Genomic DNA, 25,200 nt, shown 5'->3' on the forward strand with positions numbered 1-25,200 from the left:
GGCCCGGCTCAGGCCGCGGCGGTGAAGCTGTAGCTTCCTGACGGGACCCGGCACACCAGGGTCCGATCGGCCGACTCCAGCACCTCGACCCCGTCCTGCTCGGCCGCCGGCCGCTTCGACTCCCGGACCGACTCGGGGTCGCTCGTCGGCACGTGAACGGTCGCCGTCGTCCCCGGCGGGACCACCACCGCCAGCGTGAACGTGCCATCGCTCACCTCCCACCGTGTGGACACCCGCCCAGTCGGTGTGTCGTAGGCGCCCTCGGCCCACGTCAACCGGCCACCCGGCCGCGGTCGGATCACCAGCTCACGGAAGGCGATCGAGTCCTCGGCCTGGTCGATGCCGGCGACCCCGCCGTACAGCCACTCGCCGACCGAGCCGAGTGAGTAGTGGTTGAACGAGTTCATCGCCACCGGGCCGAACCCGTTCTCCTCCGTCCAGCCGTCCCAGCGCTCCCAGATCGTCGTCGCGCCGTGCCGGATCGAGTAACCCCAGGACGGGTACCGGTCGTCGTGCAGCAGGTCGTACGCGAGCTCGACATGTCCGTACTTGGCCAGGATCGGGCACAGCAACGCCACACCCGCGAACCCAGTCGTCAACGCCCGGCCACGCGCCTCCAGATCAGCGACCAGGTGCTTGACCGCCGCCTGCTCATGCTCCTCCGGCAGCAGCCCGTACGCCAACGGCAGCAAGTAGCCGGTCTGCGTGTCACCCCGGACCTTGCCGTCGGCATCCACGAACTCCCGGACGAACGCGGCCGCGATCCGCTCCCGCAGCTCGCCGTACCGCTTTGCCTCGTCGTGCAGCCCGATCACTCGCGCCGCCGCGGCGGTGAGCTCTGCACTGCGCGCGAAGTACGCCGTTGCCAGCACGTCCCGATCCGTCCGTACGCCGACCTGCAGCCAGTCGCCGTAGTGGCCGCTGGTCCGCTTGCGCCAGATCAGGTCCGGGTTGGCCTCGTGCACGTAGTCGACCCAGCGTCGCATCGTCGGCCAGGACTGCTTCAGGACGCGTTCGTCGCCGTACGTCCGGTAGAGCGTCCACGGGACGATGGTCGCGGCGTCGGCCCAGGCGGGTGTGCCGTGGCGACCGGTGATCACGTGCGGGATGACGTCCGGGATCGCGCCTTCGCCGGTCTGTGCGACGGCGAGATCGGCCATCCAGTTCTCGAAGAAGGTCAGGACGTCGGCCTGGTACGCCGCGGTCGGCAGGAAGATCTGGGCGTCCGCCGTCCAGCCGAGGCGTTCGTCGCGCTGCGGGCAGTCGGTCGGCACGCTGACGAAGTTGCCGCGCTGGCCCCAGCGGATGTTGCTCAGCAACTGGTTGACGCCTGCGTCGGAGCACTCGAAGCGCCCGGCGACCGGGGTGTCCGAGTGCAGCGCCCGGCCGGTGACGTCGGCCGTCGTGAGCTCACCCGGGTAGCCGTCGACTTCGACGTACCGAAAGCCGTGCACGGTGAACACCGGCTCGAAGAACTCCTCCGCGCCGCCCGCGCTGACGTAGTAGTCCGTCGCGTCGGCGGTCCGGAGGTTGGCGGTGTAGAGGCCGCCGTCGGACTCGAGCATCTCGCCGTGCCGCAGCCGGATCCGATCGCCCTCCGCGGCGCCGCGCACGCGCAGGCGGACTCGGCCGGCGATGTTCTGCCCGAGGTCGACGATGTAGCGGTCGCCGTTGCGCGTCACTGCGACGGCCGGGAGGTCCTCGGTCACCCGGACCGGGTCGGTGCTGGCGGCAACCAATGTCGATATGTCCGCTCCGACGTCACCGGCCGGCGCCCAGCCGGCGGCGTCATACCCGGGGCTCGACCAGTCGCCCAGCTCCAGGCGGGCATCGTACGACTCCCCCATCAGCAGGTCGGCGAACCGCAGTGGTCCGGTGCGCTCGACCCAGCGGTTGTCGGTCGCAATAACGGTCTGCGAGCCGTCGGTGTGATCGACGACGAGCTGCGCGAGCAGTTGGGGCTTCTTGCCGTAGTGGTGTGCGTGGCTGCGGGTGTCCCAGCCGACGTACCCGGACCACCAGCCCTCGCCGAGCACTGCGCCTAGGACGTTCTCGCCTTCTTGGAGCAGGTCGGTGACGTCGTACGTCTGGTAGGCGAGGCGGTAGCGGTAGTCGGTCCAGCCGGGGGTCAGCTCGTCGTTGCCGACTCGCCGGCCGTTGGCTTGGAGCTGGTAGAGGCCGTGAGCGGTCGCGTAGACGCGTGCTCTGCTGATCGGCTTCGGCAGGTCGAAGGACCGACGGTAGTAGCGGGGGGCGGCGATGGTGGCCTGGCGCACCGTGCGGGGCTCGTCGCGGTCGACGGGTGGCTCGAAGTACGGGTCGGTCTCGTAGTCGTGCTCGATCCAGCGGGCCTGCCACTCCTCCGGGTGGAGGATGCCGGTGGCAAACGTCGCTGAGGCCTCGCAGACCTTCCCTTCTACGTCGCGCACTTCCAGCCGCCACACGTAGTCGGTCTGCGACGTCAGCGGTGCGCCGCCGTGGTCGACGTACGTCTGCTCGTCGGTCAGCCAGCCGCTGTCCCACACCTGGACGCCGTCGCGCTCCAGGCGGATCCGGAACGCGTCCTGCCGGTCACCACGCACCGGCGAGGCCAGCCGCCAGCTGAACCGTGGCCGGTCGCTGCCGATGCCGAGCGGCTCCACCCGGTGCTCACAGCGCAGGTCGTACGGCGTCAGGGCCGGGACGCTGGGTGGATCGGTCAGCAGCCAGCCGGTTGCCTCGCTTGTCACCAAGACCACTCCGTTTCGGGTCGGTGGAGCTCGTAGTCACGCAGACCGCCGGCGTGCTCCGGGCGGTCGCCGTACATGGGCCGGGCGTGGCCCGGCGGGTCGATCGCGATCACGTCGTCGCCGCGCCAGGTGGTCCGGAACTCGTTGCCGGCCGCGAGCTCAGTGGTGGTCTGCTCGACCATCGGGAACGTCACCACGATCCGCTCGCCCTTGCGCGGCTGGGGGATGGACAGGTAGCCGTCGGGCGCCCAGATGCGTTCAGCGCCGCTGCGCTCCTCGTCACCACGCTGCAGCTTGAGGCGTGCGTAGCCTGCCCACTCGGGGACTCTGACGCGCAGCTCGTCCACTGGCTCGTTGACTGTCAGCTCGACCTTGCCTTCGACCGGCAGGTGGCTGACCACGTCGACCGTGTGGTGTGCGCGGGTGAGGAGCAGGTTGACTCTGGTGAGGTTGCTGTCACCGGTGACGATGCTGTTCCACGCCCAGAACAGGCCACGGACGCCGGAGCCGACGCAGCAGGCCTGGACGTCGTTGGTGTGCCCACGGCCCAGTGGTACGTCGGACACGTAGTCGTTGGGAGCGCCGTACCCGCAGAAGGCACCCAGCACGCGCTCACCCACGTCGACGTAGGTCCGCCAGCCGGGGATGTCCTCCGACCGGTCCGGAGCGCATTGCACCCAGCTCACGTCCTGCAGTTGCGACGCGGCCAGGTGGTTGCGGACGAACCGCTCCACCACCGGCCAGTACGACGTGAGTCCGCTGCCGGCGAGCGTCGTACCGAGGCCGATGAGGTCGACCAAGGAGCAGGTCTCGTGCTCGTAGCGCTGGTCGGCGAGGTCGCCTGGGGTCCAGCCGAACCTGGTGGCCTGGGTGAGCACCCAGTCGTAGCTGCGGCGGGTGAACTCGGTCAGGCCGTGGTCGCCGGTGTGTCTGGCCAGCCGGGCGAGACCTTCGAGCGTGCCGACGCGGGTGTGGAAGTGGCCGCTGCGGTAGGCGCGAGCCGGGTTGAAGCTGCCGTCCTCGAGGTAGACGCCACTCTTCTCGACGATGAGCCGGGCGAACCACTCGCAGAGCTCCAGCGCGTCCTGGTTGCCGGTCGCCTGGTGGTAGCGCAGCAGCGGCATGATCAGGCGGCCGGAGAACGACGCCGGGTCCGGTGCGAGGTGCAGATCGATCGCGTTGGAGGACGGCCAGCCTGCGGTGGTGTACTCCGACGCGGGGTAGAACCAGACGTCGCGTTCCTTGATCGCGATGCGCTTCAGGGCTGCGACCTGGTTGTCCGCAGCTCGCTTGGCTTCCGGGTCGCCGGTGGCGACGACGGTTGTGGTCAGGGCGAGCAGGGTCGCGCGCTGGTCGATCAGGTTGGCGTTCGCCTTCCAGTGACCGCGCGCGTGCTCGCGGCGGTAGGTCAGGCCGTCCTCGTGCAGCAGGTCGAACAGGGTCTGCCGGTAGCGGTCGGCGATCTTCTCCCACTGCGGGTCCCAGTCCGTGCCGCCGGTCATCTGCTTCGCGAGCAGGTACGCGTCGGTCAGCCGGCCGTGACTGGAGCCGTAGTCCCAGTCACCGTGGTCGAGCCGGGCCGGGCGGGCCAGCAGGTTCGCGCTGAAGAACGGGATGCCGTCCAGGTCGTCGTCGGCCAGGCCGGTCACCGCGTTCATCGCCAGCGCGGCCCGCTCTTCGAGCAAAAGGGTCGCCGGGATCGTCACCATGAGGAAAACCTTTACCCTTGGCGGAGGCGATGTCAACGCTCTATCCACAGGCTGGCTGATCGGCCTTGTTTTCTTGACGTTCTACGGCGGAGACTTGCGGGACTTCACTTCGAGGAGGACGACGATGAGAGCAGCAGTGCTCGAGGAGCCGCGTCAGGTTGTCGTGGCCGAGGTACCGGATCCGGCGCTGGCGGACGGCGTGCTGCTCCGGATGCACGCGGTCGGGTTGTGCGGGTCGGACCTGCACACCTGGCGCGGGCATCATCCGTTCCGGAAGCCGCCGGTCGTGCTGGGGCATGAGGGCGCGGGGGAGGTGGTTGCCTCGTCCGATCCTGGTTTCGCGGTGGGCGATCGGGTCGCCGTGCTGCCTGCCTTGTCGTGTTGGGAGTGCGCGCGGTGTGAGGCCGGGCATCCACATCTGTGTGCTGGGAAACGGGTGCCTGGCGGTGGGTGGCCGGGGATGCTGAGTGAGTACTTCGCCGCCCCTGGGCGCGTGCTCGTGCCGTTGGCCGACAGCGTTGGGTACGACGAGGGCGCATTGATCGAGCCCTTGGCCGTCGCATGGCACTGCACGTGGGGCGTGGATGCCGGCGACTCCGTCGCCGTGCTCGGCGGTGGACCGATCGGCAGCCTGGTCGCCGCGGTCAGCCGGATCCGTGGTGCGTCGACAGTGCTGGTGAGCGATGTGAAGCCTTACAACCGCTCGTTCCTTGCTGGGCAGGGCGTTCCGCACGTGGTCGATCCTCGGGACGTCGACCTGCCAGCTGCCGCCTCCACCCTCACCGGCGGCGGCTTCGATGTCGTTGTGATCGCGTCCGGCCATCCGAGTTGTCTGGCTGAGGCTCTTGCGTTGACTCGTCCGCGCGGGCGGGTGGTCCTGCTGCCGATGTTTGCCGGTCCGCTGACCGTCGATCTCAATCCAGCCGTGCTGAAGGAGATCACCCTTCAGGGCTCGACCATCTACACCCCTGCTGACTTCCATCAAGCGGCTCGCTTGGTGAACGACCGCGTGCTGGATGTCCGTCCCTACGTCACCGAGACGTTCGCCTTGGGTCAAACCCCGGAGGTCCTCGAGGCCATGGATTCCGGCACCGATCACCTCAAGCTGCAGATTGACCCGACCCGATGAGCGGCCGGCCCGAGGTGGTGGCGACGTACCTCGTCGAGAGTTACCTCCCACTGGAGGACGCGGCGGAGGTGATCGCGGGTGAGCAGTCGACGGGGACGTTCGTCGCTGTAGCCCGGGAAACCACGGAGCTGCGGGAGCGGTTCGCGGCCCGGGTGGTCTCCGTGGACGAGCTGCCACCGGCAGACACCGCCGATCCCGCCCACGCCGACCTCCCCGGTGCGGTCCGGGTTCCCGGCGCGCGCCGACGCCGTGGCCGGGTTCGCATCTCCTTCGGCCTGGAGAACTTCGGCCCGTCGTTGCCCAACCTGCTGGCTGCCGTCGCGGGGAACCTGTTCGAGCTTCGTCAGCTGGCCGGGATCCGGCTGCTGGACCTCGAGCTCCCGTTGGCGTTCGCCGAGCGCTATCCGGGTCCGCAGTACGGCGTGAGTGGGACGCGTGAGCTGTTGCAGCGGCCGGACGGCGTACTGCTCGGGACGATCGTGAAACCCAGTATCGGGTTGCCGGTCGAGGAGCTGCGGATCGTCGTCCGCGAGCTCGCCGAGGCCGGGATCGACTTCATCAAGGACGACGAACTGATGGGCAACCCGCCGCACTCACCGCTCGCCGATCGGGTGGCGGTGGTGTCCGAGGAGCTGGACAAGGTCGCGGCGCGCACCGGGCGGCGGCCGATGTACGCGTTCAACATCACCGACGACCTCGACCGGATGGCGGCCAACCACGACCTGGTCCGCGACGCCGGCGGCACCTGCGTGATGGTCTGCGTCAACCTGGTCGGCCTCGCCGGACTCGCCTGGCTCCGCGAACGCTGCGAACTCCCCATCCACGGCCACCGCGCGATGACCGGCGTCTTCACCAGAGCCCCCGGCCTGGGTATCGACTTCGTCGCCTGGTCCAAACTGGCCCGGCTGGCCGGCGCCGACCACCTCCACACCAACGGCCTGTCCAACAAGTTCTACGAAACCGACGACGAGGTCCTCCGCTCGATCACCGCCGTCCAGCAACCCCTCTTCGATGACGCCGCGACCCGGCTCAACACCTACGAAACCCTCCCGGTCCTCTCCTCCGGCCAGTCCCCCGGCCTGGCACCCGAGACCTACCGTCGCACCAACACCACCGACCTCCTCGTCCTGGCCGGCGGCGGAATCCACGGCCACCCTGCTGGTCCAGCCGCCGGCGTCACCGCCATGCGAACCGCCTGGCACTGCGCGGTCAACGGCGACGACCTGACCGCGGCAGCCGCCACCACCCCCGCCCTACGCCAAGCCCTCGAAACCTTCTGATCACCCCATGCTTGAAGCTGCCTTCTACGGGGACGACTTCACCGGCTCGACAGACGCGCTGCGACAGTTCGCTCGCTGCGGCCTCCGATCGATCCTCCTGGTCGACCTGCCACCTGTGGCCGAGCTCCGCGCGTTGGCGGAACGCTATGACGTCATCGGCGTGGCCGGCATCGCGCGCTCACTCGGACCGGACGAGCAGGAAGCCGAGATCCGCCCGATCCTCACCGCCCTGCGCGACCTCAACCCGCGCGTCGTGCAGTACAAGATCTGCTCGACCGCCGACTCCTCACCAACGCTCGGCAGCATCGGCCGCGCCCTCGAGGTAGGCCGCTCCCTCTTCGGCGCCGCCCCCGTACCGATCCTCGCCGCCCAACCCGAACTGGGCCGCTACACCGTCTTCAGCCACCACTTCGCCGCCGAGTCCGGCACCGTCCACCGCCTGGACCGCCAACCCACCATGTCCAACCACCCAGCCACCCCCATGCCCGAATCCGACCTCCGCCGCCACGTAGCAGCCCAAACCACCCTCCCGATCGACGCCCTCCACCTGACCTCGTACGCCGATCTCCCCGACAGCTACTCCCACCAGACCGCCGACGCGGTCATCCTCGACGCCCTGACCGACGCCGACCTCCAGCTACTGGGCCGCACCCTCGTTGCATCCAGCAACGGCTCCCCCACCTTCACCATCGGCTCCGGCGGCCTGTCCCGCGCCGTCGGACTGAGCCTCGCCGCCAGCTCTGCAACAAAGTCCACCGAGCCGGACCCTCACGCCACCGCGCCGGACCCCCACGACACTGCGACCATGCCCTTGGCGACCCCAGCATCCCACCACCCACAGGTCCTGGGCGTCTCCGGTAGCCAGTCGAGCCGAACCGCTGACCAAATCGCAGCAGCCGCGGCCGCCGGATGGACCATCCTGCAACTGACCGACACCGAGCCCACCGCGGCCGCTGCCGTAGCCAGCCTTCGATCCGGCGCCCCTGGCGTCGTAGTCCACACCGGCCACGCCGACCGCCCCGCCACGGAATCCCTTCCCCACCTGGCATCCGCCCTGGCCGAGATCATCCACACAGTCACCCGGCAAACCGCTGTACGCCGCCTGGTCGTAGCCGGCGGCGACACCTCAGGCCGCGTCCTCCGCAACCTGGGCATCACCGCCCTGGAACTGACCACTACCGACCCCACCTTCGGCAACGGAGTCGTGGAGTGCCGCTCAACCGCCCCCACCCCCGCCGCACACGCCCTCTCGATCCTCCTGAAACCGGGCCAACTAGGCGCACCCAACCTCCTCGAAACCTTCCGCACCACGTAGCCACCGACTGGGTCGGGCCCGGACGGTGCGCCGGGTCCACCCTCCCCCTGGTCTCAACCCGTGCGGCTGACTCCGTGGAGGGCTGGGGCAGTGGTGAGGGTCAGGTTGTGGACTGGGGACTGTGGGGTGTCCCGGACCTCCAGCGTGCTGGGGGCGTTGCGGATGTGCAGGCCGGAGATGGAGATGTCCCGGACGGTGGGGTGGTGGGCGCCGGTGAGGTGGGGGTCGGCGTGGTGGGTGTCGATGAGGATGGCGGCGCCGGTGAGGGAGTCGGCGCGGGAGTCGCGGAGGTCGATGTGTTCGATGCGGCCGCCGCGATGGGAGTTCGTTTTGAGGCGGAGGGCGTGGTCGAGGTGCGGGCCGGTGAAGTGCAGGTCGCGGGCTACGACGTTGCGGATGCCGCCGCTGGTTTCGCTGCCGATGGTGACGGCGCCGTGGCCGGTGCCGAAGCGGCAGTTCTCGATGACGATGTTCTCGCAGGGTACGGCGACCCGGCGGCCGTCGGCGTCGCGGCCGGACTTGATCGCGATGCAGTCGTCACCGGTGTCGAACGAGCAGCCGCTGATCACGACGTCGCGGCAGGAGTCGGGGTTGCAGCCGTCGTTGTTCGGGCCGCGGCTGTCGACGGTGATCCCGCGTACGACGATGTCGGAGCTGAGCACCGGGTGGACGACCCACATCGGGGCATTGATGATCCGGACGTCCTCGATGCGAACGCGGCGGCAGCGGTACGGCTGGAGGAAGCTCGGCCGAAAGCCGTGACCTGGTGAGAAATGACGCTCCTCGACCGGGACGTCGGCGGCGACCATTTGCAGCAGGCGGTTCCAGTCTGCGACCGGCTTGGTGTCGCGCCACCAGTTGTCCGGGGAGGCGCCGCCGTCCAGGGTGCCGGGGCCGGTGACGGCGAGGTTCACTTCGTCGTACGCGTAGATCAGCGGTGAGTGGCTGAGGCACTCGATCCCCTGCCAACGGGTCCGGACGATCGGGTACGACGCGGGGTCGGTGAGGAACCGGAGGGTCGCGCCGGCCGCCAGATGGAGTTCGACGTTGCTGCGGAGCCGGATCGGTCCGGTGAGGTAGGTGCCGGCAGGAACCACGACCCGGCCACCGGTGAGTTCACAGGCTTGGATTGCTCGTTCGAGTGCCGCAGTGCAGTCGGACTCCGCGCGAGCGCCGTAGTCCGTGACGTGGTGATCGGTCATTCGGTGGGCTCGCGGAGGCGGAGGGCGTTGGCCAGGGGGACGGCGATCACCCAGGAGGGGTTCCAGGTGTTGGCGTGGCCTCGGCGTTGCCAGTGGGTTTGGAAGACGGCTTCGCCTTGCTCGCCGACGATCTCGAAGCCCCAGTCGCCGGGATGGCCGGCGATGGTTTGGGACATGGCGTAGAGGGTGGTCTCGGCGGCGTGGAGGTAGTGCGGGTTGGCGGTGAGGCGGCCGAACTCGTGCAGTTCCGAGGTGGGGAAGAAGACGTCCAAGTGGTGGTTCTGGACACTGACGGTGGGCCAGCCGACTGCGTTGAAACCGCGGGCGCGGAGGGGTGCGTCGAGGTCCTGTTCGGGAGACCAGACGTAGACCCAGGTGAGGAGCCAGTCCGCGGCGACCTCGGCCCAGGAGGCGTAGAGGTCGTCGCCGGTGAGGCGGTAGAGCTCGTACGCGGCGAGGAAGTAGTACATCCCCGCTTCCTTGTCCTCGCAGGCCGCGTCCAACGTGGAGCGGGCGAACGGCCGGTCGAAGGTCCGCGCGTGCTGCCCGTGGTAGCGCGTCAGCCACGTCGTTGCCTCCGACAACAACCACGAGTCGTCCAGTACGGCGGACGCCTTCAACGCAGCCAGGACGCACGGGATGCCGGCCGCCGAGACCGCGGTCGACGACGGGGTGCCGTCGAGCCGCCAGCCGAGCGGGAACGTGCCGTCCGGGAGCAACGCCGTCCGGAGGAACTTCAGGGAGGCGACCAGCGCGTCCGGCCAGGACGGCGGCACGGGTTCGTCGTGGGAGCGGAACAGCGCGATGATCTCGGCCAGGTCGGCGATCGTCTCGCCGTACGCACGGCTGGAGACCATCGCGCGGCCGCCGGAGCGGAAGCTCGTCCAGCGGCGGCTGCCGACCTGGTACGCGTTGTGCCGCAGGCCGGGTGTGCGTGTCGAGCTGCCGGCCAGGTAGAACTCGACGGCCGCGCGGCACCGGTCGATCCGGGTCCGATCCCCCGACTCGAAGCCGAGCCGGGCGTCGCACCAGGCCAGCTTCAGCGCCTGGCCGGTCCAGCCGTAGAGGAAGTGCCGGGCCTTGACCGGTCCATTGCCGGCGACGTCGCTGAACTTGGTGTATCCGGCGACGGTTCCGTCGCGGTACCAGCGGTTGTCCAGCGCGACGGTCTTCCGCGCGATGATCTCGTCCAGGTCGAGCGGCGCGGCGCCCGGCGAGTCGAAGAGCGATCGGCCAGTCCGGACGAGCTGCCGGAACGCATGCCCGCGGAACTCCTGCGGACCCCAGTCGAACACCAACTGCTGGGTGTAGACCTCGCCCGGCAGCAGGGTCAGGTAGCCGTCGTCGGTCGACTCGGTCTCGGCCTTGCTGACGTAGCGCACGTCCTGCTTGCCGTCGAACATCAGCGCGCCGCTCAATGCCGCGACAACCGGCCCCTCGCGTCGGATCAGTCCGAGCGAGCCGTACCGCACGAGTCCGTCGGCCGAACGGCGTGCGGCCGGGCGGGAGAAGACGCTCAGCCAGCGGCGTTCGCGTCCGGCACGCCACTCGAGGTTGACGCAGGGGATCGGCAGCCGGTCCTCCTCGGCGATGAAGCCGCCGCCCGGCGCCGGTCCGATCCGCGGAATGGCGCGGGCCGGGTCGGCGGACGGGTTGTCGTTGTAGATCAGGCCGGGCAGCGTGATCTGGCAGTCGGTGAGTCGGCCGAGGTCGAGCAGCAGGCCGACGGCGAGGTCACCCAACCGGCGCTGCCCGGTGTTGCGCCAGCGCAACTCGAGGTTCAAGCGGTCGGCCTCGTCGAACGACAGCCGGACTTCGACGGCGACCGGCCCGGTGCGGCAACCGGCCCGGTGCTCGCCGGGGCGGCGGGAGATCCACCAGCCCTCGGGCTGCATGGCGTTCGGCTGCCACGGGCGGCCCGCCGAGCACGTCAACAGCTCCGCAATCGGCCGCTCAACGTAGGTGGTGGCGCCGGTACGACCGAGGTGAAGGACCACGCCGGCCGGAGTTCTCCGGAGCTCCGCAGTGCGGTCGCCCGAGGTCAGTGCAGGCATCAGGCGGTCCGCCGGATCTGGATGGCCTGGTACTGCGTCCCCGGCAGCCGCACGGTCAGCGACTCGGCGACGGTCTCGACAGTACGGCGGACACTGTGGTTCCAGACGTCCAGGACCTCCACCTGGTAGGTCCCCGCCGGCAGGCTGAACGTGCGGTCCGGAAACTGGTGCTCGCCGAGGTACTGCAGGTAGTAGCTCCCCGGTACGGCGAGCGTCGGAGCGTCCCGGTAGTCGTCGATCGGCTCCACACCATCGGGCAGCTCGTCCAGCACCTCGCGCAGCAACCGCAGGCGCTGGGCGGCGACACCGGTCGGCCGCACTCCCCCGTCCGACCACGGTCCGCTCGCGTGGTCGACGTACCACTCGCCATGCGTCACGTAGGCACCGCGGACGGTCCCCTCCCAGATGCGCGTGAGCATCTCCTGAGCGGTCAGGCTGGTGTCCGGAGTGGAGCCGTTGCCCTCGTAGCCGCACGCGTCCACGTGGACTGGCTTGTCGTAGTCGCGTCGGAGTGCGGACACACCACGGAGGTTATCCAGCGGGACGCTGAGGTGGGTGAGCCAGGGCACGCCGGGGTCGGCCTCCGCGTAGGCGGAGATGAGATGACGGCCGGAGTCGTGCTCCGCGATCTGCTCGGCCACCGCACGCACGTCGGCGGTATTCTCGATGCACCAGGTGAGGTTGCGGTACGCGGCGAGCCGGTTGACCACCTCGGGATCGAACGAGTCGACCAGGATCTCAGCGGCCATGTCGACGGCCAAGAGGTCCTGCACCTGCACGTCGAGGGGTGCGCGGAGGCGGACGCGGTTGAAGGGTGAGGCGGCCAGCGCACGGCATGCCTCAGGCCAGTTGTCCGCCGTCCCGAACCACGTGGTCGTCAACGGGTGGTACGGCGTGCCGTCGGCGAAGCGCAGCGTGGTCCCGGAGCGGCGCACCGGACCCGGGGTCGTCGCAGGCGTACACGTGAAGGTGCCCGAGACGGCGCCCGTGTAGTGCCAGGTGCCTTCGAGGCTCGGCATGAAGCGGATGAGCCGGCGGTCCCCATCGAGAAACGGCTCAGCGTAGGTACCCGCCCCGGACTCGTGCTGGAACTCGACCGGTCCATCGGCCGGCAGTTCGAAGATCCCCCAGCGCTCTACTTCTGTCATCGAGTGCCTCGCAGGGCTAGGTACGGGCGGGCCGGCAGCGGGATGCGGCAGCGCCCGGAGTAGGAGTCGAGGGGTGTGATGGTCATGGCAACTGTGTCGATCAGCTCGAAGCTGTACGACGCATCCGGTAGGTCGAGCTCGACGTACGACGGCTGCCGGTCGCCCAGGTAGTGCAGGACGCAGCGCGCCGGATCGACGTTGCCGTCCGGCAGCCGCGGTGCGCCGGCCATCACGTCCCGCAGGAAGGCGATCCGCGGACTGCTTTCGCCGTACAAGCGACCGCCGATCGAGATCCATGCCCGGGTCTCGCGGTCGACGAACGACTCGCCGTGGCCGACGTACCCGCCGAGCGTCATTCCCTGCCAGAAGCGATGCACGAGCTCGGCAGCAGTCAGGTTGCCCCACCGGCGCCCGGCGTTGCCCTCGTAGCCGATCTCGTCGATCACCACCGGCTTCGGACAGGCCCGCCACGCGGCGACCTCGGCGCCGTCCCAGTGCTGCACGCTCTGGTGCGTGATCCACGGCTTGCTGAAGTCGTACGGCGTGAAGACCTCGTACATCTTGGTCCCGTTGTGGATCGACCGCAGCCGCTGGTACGGGTCGAACCGCTGCACCAGCTGCAGCAGCCGGTCCCAGTCCGCGATCGTCTTCTCGTGGTTGAAGTCGTACTCGTTCGACAGCGACCACCAGACGTTGCGGTACGCCGCCAGCCGGGCGACCACGTAGCGCAGGAACGCCTCGTCCTGCGCCGGCGTCATCCGGTCGAAGCCCCAGACACCCCGGTCGTAGGGGTGGAACAGGATCAGATCTGCCTGGATACCCAACGAGAGCAGGTCCGCGACCCGGCCCTCGAAGTGCTGGAAGAACTCCGGATCGAAGCGGCCCACGTCGACCGAACCAGGCGTGGTCCCGACGAACGGCAACCGCTCCGGCCGCATACCCTCGGTCGGCAGCAGGCACATCCGCACCTTGTCGAAAGGCGCCGAACGCAACGATGCGAGCGTGAGCTCCTGGATCTCCTTGGACTCGTAGGTCCAGTGGTAACAGGTCGTCCCGATGCAGTCGTAGCGCGTGCCGTCGGCGTACGCGAAGTGGTGCGCGCCGTGCGTCCCGACCGGCCCGTGGTTGCCAGGGCCGGGCGGGACGCACTCGAACGAACCGCGGTGCCCGTCGAGCTCGGGGGCTGAGCTGGAGGTGACGTAGTCCCACCGGCCGACCCGGTCCGGCGAGAAGCGGGCCCGGTAGACCCCGTCCCCGTCGTAGAAGCCGTCGACGGTCACCACCCGGTTCCGGTAGCGGTACGACACCCGCAGTACGACGTCCGCGAACGGGTTGCCCTCCGACGGCCCGGCGTAGGTGACCTCGTGCAGCCCCCACTGCTCGACAGTGCTCATGGAAGTCGGTCTCCCGCCTCGATCCACTCCGGCGAGAGGATCACGTGCTTGATGGTCTTGCGCAGGTAGGAGTACGCGACGTGCAGCCGTCCGTCGCGGGTCTGCAGCAGCGTCGGGTACGAGTACCCGAACTCGTTGTCGCGGTACTCCTCGTCCTGCACCTGCAGGTTGCGCCAGTACGGCCAGGTGGCGCCGTCGTCCTCGGACAGTGCCAGCGTGAGCGGAGTCCGCAGCGTCTTCCGCCGTACGCCGCCTTGGCCGTCCGGCACCCACCGGAACTGGTCCCGCTCGGCCGACGAGTCGTTGAAGACCAGGACGAGCCGGCCGTCGGCCAGCCGGAGCACCTGGATCGCGGAGTTGTTGTTCGGCAGCGCGGTACGCTCCGGCGCCGACCAGGTCCGGCCGTAGTCCTTGGAGACCGAGCGGTGGATCCGGTCCGCGGCGCGGCTGCGGAAGTAGCCGAGCAGCTCGCCCGGTGCGATCTCCACTGCACTCAGCTGGACCTGCCCCAACCCCTCCGGCAGGTCGCCCGGCGTCCAGGTGCGGCCGCCGTCCGAGCTCAGCTGGACGACCGTGGTCTCTCCGTTCTTGTCACAGTCGTACGCCGGGAGCAACCAGTCACCGTTGCTGAGCACAACGATCGGGTTCCGGATGAAGCTGCCGAGCCGGTCGAACATCACCTCCCCCGGACCCCAGGTGAGACCGCCGTCGCGGGAGACCCGGCGGATCACGCGCGAAGTGGACTGGTCGTGCGGCTCGTTGGACGTGTGGAGCAACCACACCTCCCCCGAGGGCAGCACGAACAGGAGCGGGTTCTGCTCGGAGCGTTCCGGGTCGGCGGACATCGGCTCCGGCACAGTCCAGGTGGTGGAGCCGGCGGGGAGGCGGGACAGCACAATGTTCGTGTCCGGCTCGCCCTCCCCCGGACCGTTGAACCAGGCACACAGCAGATCGCCGGCCGGTGTCTCCACCAGCGTGGCGGCGTGACTGTCGCCCGGATGCAGCGTCGGCAGCAGCGCCGAGCCGTCCCTCAGCACACCGTCGAAGCGGGGATCGGTCACCATGTGAGTCCTGCGGCAGCCTGGGCCTTGATGTAGTTGGGGATGTCGACCTGTTCGGCGACCTGCAGCGACGAGTCGACGTCCATGCCGTCGATCAGCACGTGCTGGCGGAACACCTTGTACAGCGGGATGTCCCAGTACTCGGTGTTCTGGTAGTTCTTCACCACCGCGTTGTCACCCCAGTACACGGCCGAGGTGTCGATCCCGCGCAGTTCGGGCAGCGCCGTACCGAAGGCGTTGACGACCGCGTCGGTCTGCAGCACAGCCTTGACGCCGTACGACGAGATCCGGGTCTGGATCTCCTCCGACACCAGGTACTTGATGATCTCGAGCGACTGCTCCTTGTGCGCCGACTGCGGCGGGATGAAGGCGGCCCGGGCGTTCGGCTGGTAGATCGCGGTGGAGCCGCGGGACAGCACCGGCATCGAGGTGACGCCGATCTTCACGCTCTTGGCCCACCCGGCGTAGTCCTCGGCGTCGTCCTCCTCGACGTACAGCGGGTTCAGCGCGTAGGCGTTCAGCTTCGACAGCGTGTGCACCGCCATCGCCAGGTGACCCGGGAAGCTCATGTCGCCCTTGAAGAAGTCGTCCACCGTGGTGAACGTGTTCCCCGGTAGCTGCAGGAACCGGTTCATGTTGTAGGCGACCTGCTTCCACTCCGCCGTGGTCAGGTTGACCTTGACGTCCTCCGGCGCCGGCTGCTCGCTGCTGCCGGGCACGAACGGGTACAGGCCGAGCTGGTTCAGCGCCAGGTAGTTGTCCGGGTGCTGCATGAAGCCCTTGTAGTGGTCGATCCCGTCCTGCCGGGTCAGCGACTTCGCGGTCTTGTAGATGTCGTCGTACGTCGACCCGACCCGCGGGTACCGGACCCCGAACTTGTCGAAGATCAGCTTGTTGTAGAGCAGCACGTGCTCGTCGATGAACACCGGGACGCCGTACAGACCGCCGTCGGAGCGGGACTTGACCAGCTCGACCGAGCCCAGGTTCAGCGCGGACAGGTCGATACCGGCCTGCTGCACCAGCGGGGTCATGTCCTGGACCCAGCCGAGCGGCTCCAGGTCGCGGTCGATCCGGGTCCGCGGGTCCTCGATGATCAGGTCCGGCACCCGGCCGGCCTTGGCGAGGTCCTCGTACCGGATCGGATAGTCCCAGGTCGCGTACTTGACCTTCACGTTCGGGAACTTGGCCCGGATCGCGTCGCCGAACACGGCGTTGAAGTAGCGCGTCGCCTCCCGCCCGGCGTCGTCGCCGCCCAGCTCGAACGGCTTGAAGTTCACCGCGAAGATGAACAGCTCGTCGTCGGCCACCGAGAACGGCTTGCCGTAGCGGTTGGGGATGTCGACCACGCCGGCCGCGGAGCGTGCGCCCGCGCGCGGGACGGCGGAGGTCGAGCTGGTCGCCGCGGCGGTGGCGGTGGGCAGCGCGCCACCGAGGGCGGCGAGGCCGCCGATCAGCGCGCTGTTCCGCACGAACCCGCGCCGGGACATACCTTGCTTGTCGGACATGCTGGGCCTTTCGTAAAGGGGCGGTGGCGTCAGGCCGTTGTTGTCTGTCGGACGGCGGCGCTGACACCCTTCAGGTCGAGCTGCTCGGCGAAGTGGCAGGCGACACGGCGCCCGCCGACCTCGCGCAGCTGAGGGACTTCGGTGCGGCAGCGGTCCTCGGCGTAGCCGCAGCGCGGGCTGAACGGGCAGCCCGGCGGCACCTTGGACGGGTCCGCGATCTCGCCGCGCAGCATGATGCGGGACCGCTTGCCACGCGACGCGGGATCAGGATCGGGTACGGCACTCAGCAGCGCCTCGGTGTACGGGTGCAACGGCTTGCTGTACAGCTCGTCGGTCGACGCGCTCTCCACCAGCTTGCCGACGTACATCACCGCGACATCGTCGGCGACGTGCTCGACGATGCCGAGGTCGTGGGAGACGAACAGGTAGGTGAGACCGGACTCCTCCTGCAGGTCCTTCAGCAGGTTCAGGATCTGCGCCCGGACCGACACGTCGAGCGCGCTGACCGCCTCGTCCGCGACCACGAGCCGCGGATCGGTCGCCAGAGCGCGAGCGATGACCACTCGCTGCCGCTCCCCGCCGCTGAAGGCATGCGGGTAGCGATGCGCGTACTCCGCTCGCAGCCCGACCCGCTTGAGCAGTGCGGCGACCTTGTCGTCGATCTCGTCGCGCGTACCGGCCTCCTGCACCCGCAGCGGCTCGGCGATGATGTCGCGCAGCGTCTTGCGCGGGTCGAGTGAGGAGTGCGGGTCCTGGAAGATCAGCCGGACCTCGGCGCGGTACGGCTTGAGCGCCTTCTCGGACAGCTTGGCCAGGTCGACGCCGTCGTACAGGATGCTGCCCGACGTCGGCTCGTAGGCGCGCACGATGCAGCGGCCGAGGGTCGTCTTGCCGCAGCCCGACTCCCCCACCAGTCCCAGCGTCCGGCCGGCCTTGATCGACAGGTCGACCCCGTCGACGGCCTTCACGACGCCGCGGTTGCGGCCGAAGAACCCGCTGTGCAGCGGGAAGTGCATCGTCAGGCCCTCGGTCGTCAGCAGGTCGGTCATCGTTCCTCCTCGCCGTACAGCAGGCAGGCGACGTCGGTGTCGTCGGCGCGTACCCGGGCCGGCACGGTCAGATCGCACTTGCCGGCCATGAACGCGTCGCACCGCGGGTGGAACCGGCACCCCGACGGGCGTTCGTACGGCGGCGGCACCGTCCCCCGTACGGCGGCCAACCGGCCCTGACCGCGTTGCCCGAGCCGAGGGACCGAGCGGACCAGCGCCTGCGTGTACGGGTGCTTCGGCTCGCTCAGCACGGACGCCGCCGGCCCGTGCTCGACCACCTCGCCGAGGTACATCACGGCCACCTCGTCGGCCACCTGCGCGGCGACCCCGAGGTCGTGGGTGATCAGCATGATCGCCATCCCGAGCTCCTGCTGGAGGTCCTGCAGCAGGTCCAGGATCTGCGCCTGCGTGGTGACGTCCAGCGCGGTCGTCGGCTCGTCCGCGATCAGCAGCCGCGGCCGGCAGGCCAGCGCCATCGCGATCATCGCCCGTTGCCGCATGCCGCCACTGAGCTCGAACGGGTAGGAGTCCACCCGGCGTTTCGGGTCCGGGATGCCGACCCGGCCGAGCATCTCGATCGCCCGGTCCCGCGCCTCGGCCTTGCCGAGGTTCTCGTGCAGCCGGACCGCCTCGATGATCTGGTTGCCGACCGTGTGCACCAGGCTGAGCGAAGCCATCGGCTCCTGGAACACCATCGCGATGTCGGACCAGCGCACCTCGCGCAGCCGCTTGTCCTTGGCGGCCAGCAGGTCCAGCGGGTCGTCCGACGGCTCGTCGCCGTACAGCAGGATCTGGCCGCCGACGATCCGGGCCGGGCGCTCGACCAGGCGCAGGATGGAGCGCGCGGTGACGCTCTTGCCGCACCCCGACTCGCCGACCACGGCCAGCGTGCGGCCGCGCCGTACGGTCAGGCTGACGCCGTCGACGGCCTTGACCACGCCGTCGTCGAGCTCGAAGTGCGTCCGGAGGTCTCGGACTTCCAGGAGAGGTTGCACGAGGTCCTCCTACTTGTAGGGATCCGCGGCGTCGCGGAGGCCGTCGCCGACGAAGTTCATGGCCAGTACGACGACCACGACCGCGAGCCCCGGTGTCAGCAGCCAGGGGGCGGTGGCGACCGCGCGGATGTTCTGCGCGCCCTCGAGCAGCACACCCCAGCTGACGGCCGGCGCCTGCAGGCCGAGCCCGAGGAAGCTCAGGCTGGTCTCGCCGAGGATCATCCGCGGCACCGCCATCGACACCGACGCGATGATGTGGCTGGCGAACGACGGCACCATGTGACCGACGATGATCCCGCGCTGGCCGACGCCGTCCAGCCGCGCGGCCATCACGAAGTCCTCCTCGCGCAGGCTGAGGAACCGGCCGCGGACGTCGCGGGCCAGCCCGGTCCAGCCGATCAGCGACAGGATCACCGTGATCGCGAAGTACCTGGTCAGTGGTCCCCAGCTGTCCGGCAGCGCCGCCGACAACGCCATCCACAGCGGCAGCGTCGGGATCGACATGATGAACTCGATGACCCGCTGGATCGCGTTGTCGATCGGGCCGCCGAAGTACCCGGAGATGCCGCCGATCAGGATGCCGAGCACGAAGCTGGCGGCCACCCCGACCAGGCCGATCGACAGCGACACCTTGGCGCCGTGGATCAGCCGGGACAGCAGGTCGCGGCCGGACTGGTCGGCGCCGAGCAGGAAGAACGGGTCGCCCTTCGTGGTCGGGCCGATCAGGTGGATGTCGGACGGGATCAGGCCGAGCACCTTGTACTCGTCACCGCGGACGAACAGGCCGACGTCGACGATCTTGTTCTTGTCGACGGTGAAGGTCTGCTCGAACGTCTCCTGGTCGCGGGTGGAGGAGTAGCCGTAGACGAACATGCCGTGCTCGGTGGAGAGGTGCACCCGCTGCGGCGGCGCGTACGGCAGGGACGTGTGCGCGGAGTCGCTCGCGGCCGGGGCGAAGAAGCCGGAGAAGACCGCGATGAAGTAGATCGGGAACAGCACGATCGCCCCGATCAGCGCCAGCCGGTGCTTGCGGAACTGGCGCCACATCAGCCGCCACTGCGGTAGCGCGCCGTGGTCCCGGAGGCTCTTCACCACCTCGGGTTCGACTGGTGGCGGCGGTGCGGGCTGTTCCTGGATTGTCTGAACCATCAGGCCCTATCCCTTCGACAGCCGGTGCCGGATCCGCGGGTCCCACCAGGCCAGCGCGAGGTCGCTGAGCATCGTGCCGATCACCGTCAGCGCGCTGAGGATGAGCACGAAGCTGCCGACCAGGTACATGTCCTGGCTCTTCACCGCGCCGAGCAGCAGCGGGCCACTGGTCGGCAGGCTCATCACGACCGACACGATCGTCTCGCCGCTGATCAGGCCGGGCAGCAGCCAGCCGACTGTGCTGAAGAACGGGCTGAGCGACATCCGGACCGGGTACTTGAGCAGCAGCTTCCACTCCGGCAGGCCCTTGGCCCGCGCGGTGGCGACGTACGGCTTGTGCAGCTCGTCGAGCAGGTTGGCCCGGGTGATCCGGATCAGCCCGGCGGTGCCGGCCACACCGACCACGACGATCGGCACCCAGAGGTGGGAGATCAGGTCGATCAGCTTGCCCAGGTTCCAGGCGGCGTCGGCGTACTCGGGTGAGAACAGCCCGCCGACGCTCTGGCCGAAGTACCGGAACCCGACCCACATCATCACCAGCGCCAGCATGAACTCCGGCACCGCCATCCCGATGAAGCCGAGGAACGAGGCGACGTAGTCACCGGGCGAGTACTGCCGCAGCGCGCTGTAGATCCCGATCGGGAACGCGATCGCCCAGACGAACAGCAGGCTGCCGATCGACAGGAAGATCGAGAGCATGACCCGGTTGCCGATCAGGCTGGACACCGACTGGTTCCAGGCGAACGACTGGCCGAGGTCGCCGTGCAGGACCACGCCGGAGATCCAGGTCCAGTACTGCACGATGAACGGCTTGTCGAGACCGTAGTGCCGTTTCAGCTCGGCGATCTGCGAATCCGGGATGTCCTGCCCGCGGGCCTCGGCGTTCGCGATGACGGTGGTGGTGTAGTCGCCCGGCGGCAGCTTGATGACGACGAAGGTGACGAACGAGATCGCCGCCAGCGTCACCACCATCCAGAGCAGCCGCCGGGCGAGGTAGCGCAGCATCTACTGCCCGATCGCGAACTGCTCGGGGTGGACGATGCCAGGGGCAACGGCCTCGATCATCTTGTCCGGCACGTTGTGGAAGTCGTTCTTCGCGATGCCGTAGGTGTTCGGCACGCTGCTCAGGCCGATGTAGTAGAACTGGTCGGCCGCGATCTGCAGGATCTGCTTGCCCAGGTCGAGCGTCTTGGCCGGGTCCGGCTCCTGCCGACCCTGGGTGAACAGCTCGAGCTGCTTCTTGACCTCGGCCGGCGGCTCGACACCTTCCTCGCCGTCGGACTGGTACCACTGCGCCCAGCCGATGCCGTACCGCGCGCTGCCGTCGTTGGTGGGCACCCAGTAGTGGTCACCGCCGGTGCCGGTCGGCAGCACGAAGGTGCCGCCGGTCCACGTCCCGGCGTCGTGGTCGTTGGCCTTGACCCGCTCCTTGGCGAGGTCCTCGCTGACGGCTTGGGTCCGCAACTCGATGCCGACGGCCCGCCAGCGCTTCTTCACGAACTCGATCGCCTCGACGTGGTCAGGGAACGACTCGCTCACCAGCACCGTCACCGACACCGGCTTGCCGTCCGCGCCGAGCCGGCGACCGTCCGCCGCCTTCTTCAGTCCGGCCTTGTCGAAGTGTTCGTTCGCCTTCGCCTCGTCGAACTCCAGGTACTGCGTCGCGAGCTGCTCGTTGTAGTACGGCGAGTCCTTCGGCGGAGCGCAGTTCCACGGCTCGCCCTGGCCGGCGTACACCGCGTCGATGATCTCCTTGCGGTTGATCGCGTGCGACAGGCCGATCCGGAAGTCCTTGTTCGCGAACAGCGCCCGCTTGACCGGGTTCTTGTGGGTCTGGTTGATGCCGATGATCATCGTGTTGGTCAGCTGGGTCGGCACCTCGAAGATCCGGTAGCCGCCCTTCTCCCGGTTCTGCGCGACGACCGGCTTGTTCTGCGCGGTGCCGAAGTTGCGGTACTGCATGCCGAACTCGCCGTTCATCACCTTGAGCAGCTCGACCTGCGCGTCCTGGACCACCTCGACCCGGCACGCGTCGATGTAGGGCAACTGCCGGCCCGCGTCGTCGACCTTCCAGTAGTAGGGGTTCCGGGTCAGCGTCACCGCGGAGCCCTTGCCGAGCGGGGTGACGACCTTCCACGGCGCCAGCGTCGGCTGGTCCGGGTTCGTCCACGGGTTCTGCTTCTGCGAGAACAGGTCCGTCCAGCTGCCGACGCCGGCCTTCTTCGCCAGCGCGTTCGCGTTCGGGTTGTACTTGAGGTGGAACTGCTGGAAGTAGTGCTTCGGCAGCAGCATCCCGTAGGCGCCCTCGCGCAGGAAGATGCCGTCGGCGATCTGGATGATGAGCGACGGCTGCGGCGCGGTGTAGGTGAGGGTGACGGTCCGCTCGTCGGTCTTCTCGATCTTCGCGATCTTGCCGGTGTCCGGCGAGGCGAAGGCGTCGTAGATGCCGTCCGGGTGCAGACCGGCGTCACACTGCACCTCGAGCAGCGTGAACAGCAGGTCGTCCGCGGTGCAGGGCTTGCCGTCGGACCACTTCAGGCCCTCGCGGAGTTTGAACGTGATCACCTTGCTCTCGGCATCGACCGTGAACTCGGCGACGTTCGCCTCCATCTCGTCGTACCCGGGCTTGCCGGTCTTGTCCGGCTTCCAGCGGACCAGGGGCTCGTACGCCAGGGCGTTCCACAGCCACTGGGTGTCCTCCTGGGTCAGCATCGCCGAGCGCCAGGTCCCGCCGAACACCGCCTTGCCGGCCAGCGGCTTGATCACCGGCGGGTTCTTCGGCAGCCGCTCGGCCAGCGGGGGCAGCGTGCCCTTGTCGACCAATGCCTTCAGCATCGGCGACTCCAGCTGATCGGCGGTGGCGGCCTGGGCGCCGGTGCCGGCGGGCTTGGTGTCGAAGAAGCTGCAGCCCGGCACGGTGGCCGCGACCAGCATCCCGAGACCGCCCTGCAGCACCCGTCGCCGGTCGACCTTGCGTAGTTCCTGGGACATCGTCACTTTCCTCACTGCTCGACCGTGATGTTGCTGAACTGCGCGGTCCCGTAGTCGACGAGGCCGTTGTCCTCCTTGCCCCCGTCGACCGCGAAGCCGATGTAGAAGGTCCGGCTCGGCATCGCGATCCGCTCGTAGCCGAAGCGGTCCCACTTGACCTTGTCGGTGGAGATGAAGGCCTCGAACTCGACCTCCCGCGCCTGCGGGCGCTCCCGGCGGAGCAGCCGCAGCCAGTACTGCTTGGTGGGATCGAGGTACTCGTCCTCGGTCCACGGCCACGGCCCGACACTCGGCGACGGGCCGTCGGTCTGGATCCGGATCGCCTGCGCCTTCATGCCGCCGTCGTCGGTGACCCCGGCCACGCCGCCGTCGTCGCCGACCGTCCCGGTGCCACCGGCCACGCCGAACCCGATGCCGCCGTACATGAACGGCGCCGTCTGGTCGAGGCTGTCGCGGATCATCAGGCCGGCGGTGAGACCGTTCGCCACCTTGGTGATCCTGTCCAGCCGGGCGGTGATCTGGGCGACCGATCCGGCGCCGCCGACCGTGAGCTTGCGGTAGACGTAGTGGAAGTTGCTGCCGCGCCCGAGGATCCGGCCGGAGCCCTTGATCGTCAGGATCCCGCCGTCGAGGCTGCCCGAGCCCGGCACCGGTGGCTTGCCGATCGCGGTGGACGTCCAGCCCGGCGTGCCGGACTGCAGGTTGACGTGGACCGGCACCTGGGTCGACTGGGTCGCCGTGCCGTTGCGGTCGGTGGCCCGGGCCGTCAGCCAGTAGGAGCCGTCGGCAACGTTCTTCCACTGGATCCGGTACGGCGCCTTGGTCGCGGTGCCGATCAGCTGGTCGCCGTTGAAGAACTCGACCGTGGCCAGTTCGCCGCCCTTGTCCGCAGCGGCGGACGCCTCGATCGTGACGGTCGGCGCGGTCCGCGCCGCGACGACCTCGTTGAACGCCGGGCTGGTGATCCGCACCGCCGGGTTGCCGACCGGGTCGGGCACGATCGAGTTGAGGTAGTTCTCCAGGTAGGTGTAGCCGTTCGGCGCGAGCTTCTGGGCGTCGGACGGGTCGTTGGGGTCGAGGCCGTTCGCCTTCTCCCACCAGTCCGGGATGCCGTCGTGGTCGGAGTCGACCGGCGCCTCGGTCTGCGCCAGCACCGGGAAGCCGCCGACCTCCTTCTGCGAGTTGATCAGCCGGCCGGTGCCGTTGCGCGCGTCGTCGACGATCCGCGCGTCGGCGGCATCGCGCCTCGGCAGGATGGCGCCGGCGTTCTTCAGCACGGCGTCGTACGCCTTGGCCGCGGACTGCGTCTCGAGCTCGTCGGCGAACGGCAGCGGCCGGGGTAGCTCGTTGATCCCGCCGATCGGGTACCGGATGCCGCGCCGGTTGTGGGCGGTGACGTCCGGGTGGCCTTCCACCTGGTTGCCGGACACGTGCCACTGGCCGCCGCGGTTCGCGCTCAGGATGACCGGGGCGACCTCGCCCAGCGTGCTCGGACCGGGCTTGTAGTAGTTGCCGACGATGTTGATGCCGTTGGCCCACTCACCGCCGTACACCGAGGTGTAGCCGTGGTCGTAGACCACGTTGTTGCGGTGGTCGACCTCGAGGTTGATGTTCTCGGTGTAGCCGAACCGCGGCTGCCGGCCGCCCTGGTGGGCGATCAGGTTGTGGTGGTAGGTGTTCCGCTCACCACCCCAGATGCCGCCGTACCCGTGCCGGTTCTTCGGGTGCGCGGACAGCGCGAGCCCTTCGGCGATGATGCACCACTGGATGGTGACGTCGAAGTTCCCGTACGGCGACAGACACTCGTCGACCGCCCAGCTGAACGAGCAGTGGTCGATGATCAGGTTCCGGATCTCCGGGCTGACCGAGCCGGGCACGTTGGTGTTGAACGCGTCGTCGGCGGCCGCGTTGCGATCGCCGAGCCGGAACCGCAGGTAGCGGATGACGATGTCGTGCGTACCACCCTTGATGTTGGTGCCGCGGCCGGAGACGCAGATGCCGCCGCCGGGAGCGGTCTGGCCGGCGATGGTCAGGTTGCTGCCGGCGATCTCCAGGCCGGTCTCCAGCACGATCGTGCCGGACACCCGGAAGACCACGGTGCGGTTCGAGCCGGAGACGGCGTCGCGCAGCGAGCCGGGGCCGGAGTCGTTGAGGTTGGTGACCTCGTAGACGGTCCCGCCGCGGCCGCCGGTCGACCACTTGCCGGCGCCCTCGGCGCCGGGGAAGGCCGGAACCCGGTCCTCCGTGCTCACGGCCTGCGCGGCGTGTGCCGGAACCGTGATGCCCAGGGAGGCGGCGGCTCCGACGGCGGCGGTGGTGGCCACGAACCCGCGACGGGTCCAGCCGGTGGATGCTTCGGTCATCGTCCATGCCTCGCTTTCGGCAGGGGGCGGCTGCTGAGCCGACTCGGATCTGAATATCTAGTCAGCTTCGAATGGAACGACGGCCTCATGGTCACGGAGGTTACGAGGCGATGTCAAGAGCATGACA

The 25,200-nt window shown here is 69.0% G+C and carries 17 protein-coding genes; 3 read left to right on the forward strand and 14 right to left on the reverse strand.

Going from position 1 to position 25,200, the window contains the following annotated elements:
* Positions 1–8: 8 nt before the first annotated feature.
* Both ACWCOV_RS26435 and ACWCOV_RS26440 read right to left on the reverse strand, forming a co-directional pair.
* Entirely contained in the window at positions 9–2,729 is a 2,721-nt protein-coding gene (locus ACWCOV_RS26435) for a glycoside hydrolase family 78 protein (RefSeq protein ID WP_449831997.1), read from the reverse strand.
* Positions 2,726–4,438, reverse strand: a complete 1,713-nt coding sequence (locus ACWCOV_RS26440; protein WP_449831998.1) for a hypothetical protein — start codon at positions 4,436–4,438, stop codon at positions 2,726–2,728. Before ACWCOV_RS26440 ends, ACWCOV_RS26435 begins: the two co-directional genes overlap by 4 nt.
* A gap of 124 nt (positions 4,439–4,562) precedes the next feature.
* Between ACWCOV_RS26440 and ACWCOV_RS26445 the strand changes: the two genes are divergently transcribed.
* From ACWCOV_RS26445 to ACWCOV_RS26455, 3 genes are read left to right on the forward strand one after another with little or no spacing between them, the layout of a single operon-like run.
* Complete coding sequence (locus ACWCOV_RS26445) at positions 4,563–5,567, forward strand: zinc-dependent alcohol dehydrogenase (RefSeq protein WP_449831999.1); 1,005 nt, start codon at positions 4,563–4,565, stop codon at positions 5,565–5,567.
* Positions 5,564–6,847 carry a RuBisCO large subunit C-terminal-like domain-containing protein gene (locus tag ACWCOV_RS26450; RefSeq protein WP_449832000.1) on the forward strand — a complete coding sequence of 428 codons (1,284 nt, stop codon included), beginning with the start codon at positions 5,564–5,566 and terminating at the stop codon, positions 6,845–6,847. Before ACWCOV_RS26445 ends, ACWCOV_RS26450 begins: the two co-directional genes overlap by 4 nt.
* Positions 6,848–6,854: 7 nt before the next feature.
* Positions 6,855–8,162, forward strand: a complete 1,308-nt coding sequence (locus ACWCOV_RS26455; RefSeq protein WP_449832001.1) for a four-carbon acid sugar kinase family protein — start codon at positions 6,855–6,857, stop codon at positions 8,160–8,162.
* Positions 8,163–8,215: 53 nt separating this feature from the next.
* Here ACWCOV_RS26455 and ACWCOV_RS26460 read toward each other — a convergent pair whose 3' ends face one another.
* The 12 genes from ACWCOV_RS26460 to ACWCOV_RS26515 are packed head-to-tail and all read right to left on the reverse strand — an operon-like array spanning position 8,216 to position 25,073.
* Positions 8,216–9,364, reverse strand: a complete 1,149-nt coding sequence (locus tag ACWCOV_RS26460) for a glycoside hydrolase family 28 protein (protein ID WP_449832002.1) — start codon at positions 9,362–9,364, stop codon at positions 8,216–8,218.
* Positions 9,361–11,418, reverse strand: coding sequence for a hypothetical protein (locus ACWCOV_RS26465; protein ID WP_449832003.1), 2,058 nt, complete (start codon positions 11,416–11,418; stop codon positions 9,361–9,363). The genes ACWCOV_RS26460 and ACWCOV_RS26465 overlap by 4 nt, the downstream gene beginning before the upstream one ends.
* Positions 11,418–12,566 (reverse strand): DUF5605 domain-containing protein, encoded by a 1,149-nt coding sequence (locus ACWCOV_RS26470; protein WP_449832004.1) that lies wholly within the window; start codon positions 12,564–12,566, stop codon positions 11,418–11,420. Before ACWCOV_RS26470 ends, ACWCOV_RS26465 begins: the two co-directional genes overlap by 1 nt.
* Positions 12,563–13,960, reverse strand: coding sequence for a DUF5060 domain-containing protein (locus ACWCOV_RS26475; protein WP_449832005.1), 1,398 nt, complete (start codon positions 13,958–13,960; stop codon positions 12,563–12,565). Before ACWCOV_RS26475 ends, ACWCOV_RS26470 begins: the two co-directional genes overlap by 4 nt.
* Positions 13,957–15,021 (reverse strand): sialidase family protein, encoded by a 1,065-nt coding sequence (locus tag ACWCOV_RS26480; protein ID WP_449832006.1) that lies wholly within the window; start codon positions 15,019–15,021, stop codon positions 13,957–13,959. Before ACWCOV_RS26480 ends, ACWCOV_RS26475 begins: the two co-directional genes overlap by 4 nt.
* On the reverse strand, positions 15,018–16,526 hold the full coding sequence (locus tag ACWCOV_RS26485) for an ABC transporter substrate-binding protein (protein WP_449832007.1): 1,509 nt from the start codon (positions 16,524–16,526) through the stop codon (positions 15,018–15,020). Before ACWCOV_RS26485 ends, ACWCOV_RS26480 begins: the two co-directional genes overlap by 4 nt.
* A 29-nt stretch (positions 16,527–16,555) precedes the next feature.
* Positions 16,556–17,575 carry an ABC transporter ATP-binding protein gene (locus ACWCOV_RS26490; RefSeq protein WP_449832008.1) on the reverse strand — a complete coding sequence of 340 codons (1,020 nt, stop codon included), beginning with the start codon at positions 17,573–17,575 and terminating at the stop codon, positions 16,556–16,558.
* Positions 17,572–18,570, reverse strand: coding sequence for an ABC transporter ATP-binding protein (locus tag ACWCOV_RS26495; protein ID WP_449832009.1), 999 nt, complete (start codon positions 18,568–18,570; stop codon positions 17,572–17,574). The genes ACWCOV_RS26490 and ACWCOV_RS26495 overlap by 4 nt, the downstream gene beginning before the upstream one ends.
* A 9-nt stretch (positions 18,571–18,579) precedes the next feature.
* A complete protein-coding gene (locus ACWCOV_RS26500; RefSeq protein WP_449832010.1) occupies positions 18,580–19,719 on the reverse strand; it encodes an ABC transporter permease in 1,140 nt (379 codons plus the stop codon).
* Positions 19,720–19,725: 6 nt separating this feature from the next.
* A complete protein-coding gene (locus ACWCOV_RS26505) occupies positions 19,726–20,724 on the reverse strand; it encodes an ABC transporter permease (RefSeq protein ID WP_449832011.1) in 999 nt (332 codons plus the stop codon).
* Positions 20,725–22,710, reverse strand: coding sequence for an ABC transporter substrate-binding protein (locus ACWCOV_RS26510; protein WP_449832012.1), 1,986 nt, complete (start codon positions 22,708–22,710; stop codon positions 20,725–20,727).
* A gap of 11 nt (positions 22,711–22,721) precedes the next feature.
* Positions 22,722–25,073: an Ig-like domain-containing protein gene (locus tag ACWCOV_RS26515; RefSeq protein WP_449832013.1), complete on the reverse strand. Its 2,352-nt coding sequence runs from the start codon at positions 25,071–25,073 to the stop codon at positions 22,722–22,724.
* Positions 25,074–25,200 lie beyond the last annotated feature (127 nt).

This window comes from Kribbella sp. NPDC002412 (genome assembly GCF_053592935.1).

What these genes read in the sequence shown, in the direction of transcription:
- ACWCOV_RS26445 (WP_449831999.1), top strand. Translation starts at nt 4,563, where the DNA reads ATGAGAGCAGCAGTGCTCGAGGAGCCGCGTCAGGTTGTCGTGGCCGAG.
- ACWCOV_RS26470 (WP_449832004.1), bottom strand. Translation starts at nt 12,566, where the DNA reads ATGACAGAAGTAGAGCGCTGGGGGATCTTCGAACTGCCGGCCGATGGA.
- ACWCOV_RS26510 (WP_449832012.1), bottom strand. Translation starts at nt 22,710, where the DNA reads ATGTCCCAGGAACTACGCAAGGTCGACCGGCGACGGGTGCTGCAGGGC.
- ACWCOV_RS26455 (WP_449832001.1), top strand. Translation starts at nt 6,855, where the DNA reads ATGCTTGAAGCTGCCTTCTACGGGGACGACTTCACCGGCTCGACAGAC.
- ACWCOV_RS26475 (WP_449832005.1), bottom strand. Translation starts at nt 13,960, where the DNA reads ATGAGCACTGTCGAGCAGTGGGGGCTGCACGAGGTCACCTACGCCGGG.
- ACWCOV_RS26500 (WP_449832010.1), bottom strand. Translation starts at nt 19,719, where the DNA reads ATGGTTCAGACAATCCAGGAACAGCCCGCACCGCCGCCACCAGTCGAA.
- ACWCOV_RS26505 (WP_449832011.1), bottom strand. Translation starts at nt 20,724, where the DNA reads ATGCTGCGCTACCTCGCCCGGCGGCTGCTCTGGATGGTGGTGACGCTG.
- ACWCOV_RS26485 (WP_449832007.1), bottom strand. Translation starts at nt 16,526, where the DNA reads ATGTCCGACAAGCAAGGTATGTCCCGGCGCGGGTTCGTGCGGAACAGC.
- ACWCOV_RS26515 (WP_449832013.1), bottom strand. Translation starts at nt 25,073, where the DNA reads ATGACCGAAGCATCCACCGGCTGGACCCGTCGCGGGTTCGTGGCCACC.
- ACWCOV_RS26465 (WP_449832003.1), bottom strand. Translation starts at nt 11,418, where the DNA reads ATGCCTGCACTGACCTCGGGCGACCGCACTGCGGAGCTCCGGAGAACT.
- ACWCOV_RS26460 (WP_449832002.1), bottom strand. Translation starts at nt 9,364, where the DNA reads ATGACCGATCACCACGTCACGGACTACGGCGCTCGCGCGGAGTCCGAC.
- ACWCOV_RS26450 (WP_449832000.1), top strand. Translation starts at nt 5,564, where the DNA reads ATGAGCGGCCGGCCCGAGGTGGTGGCGACGTACCTCGTCGAGAGTTAC.
- ACWCOV_RS26440 (WP_449831998.1), bottom strand. Translation starts at nt 4,438, where the DNA reads ATGGTGACGATCCCGGCGACCCTTTTGCTCGAAGAGCGGGCCGCGCTG.
- ACWCOV_RS26490 (WP_449832008.1), bottom strand. Translation starts at nt 17,575, where the DNA reads ATGACCGACCTGCTGACGACCGAGGGCCTGACGATGCACTTCCCGCTG.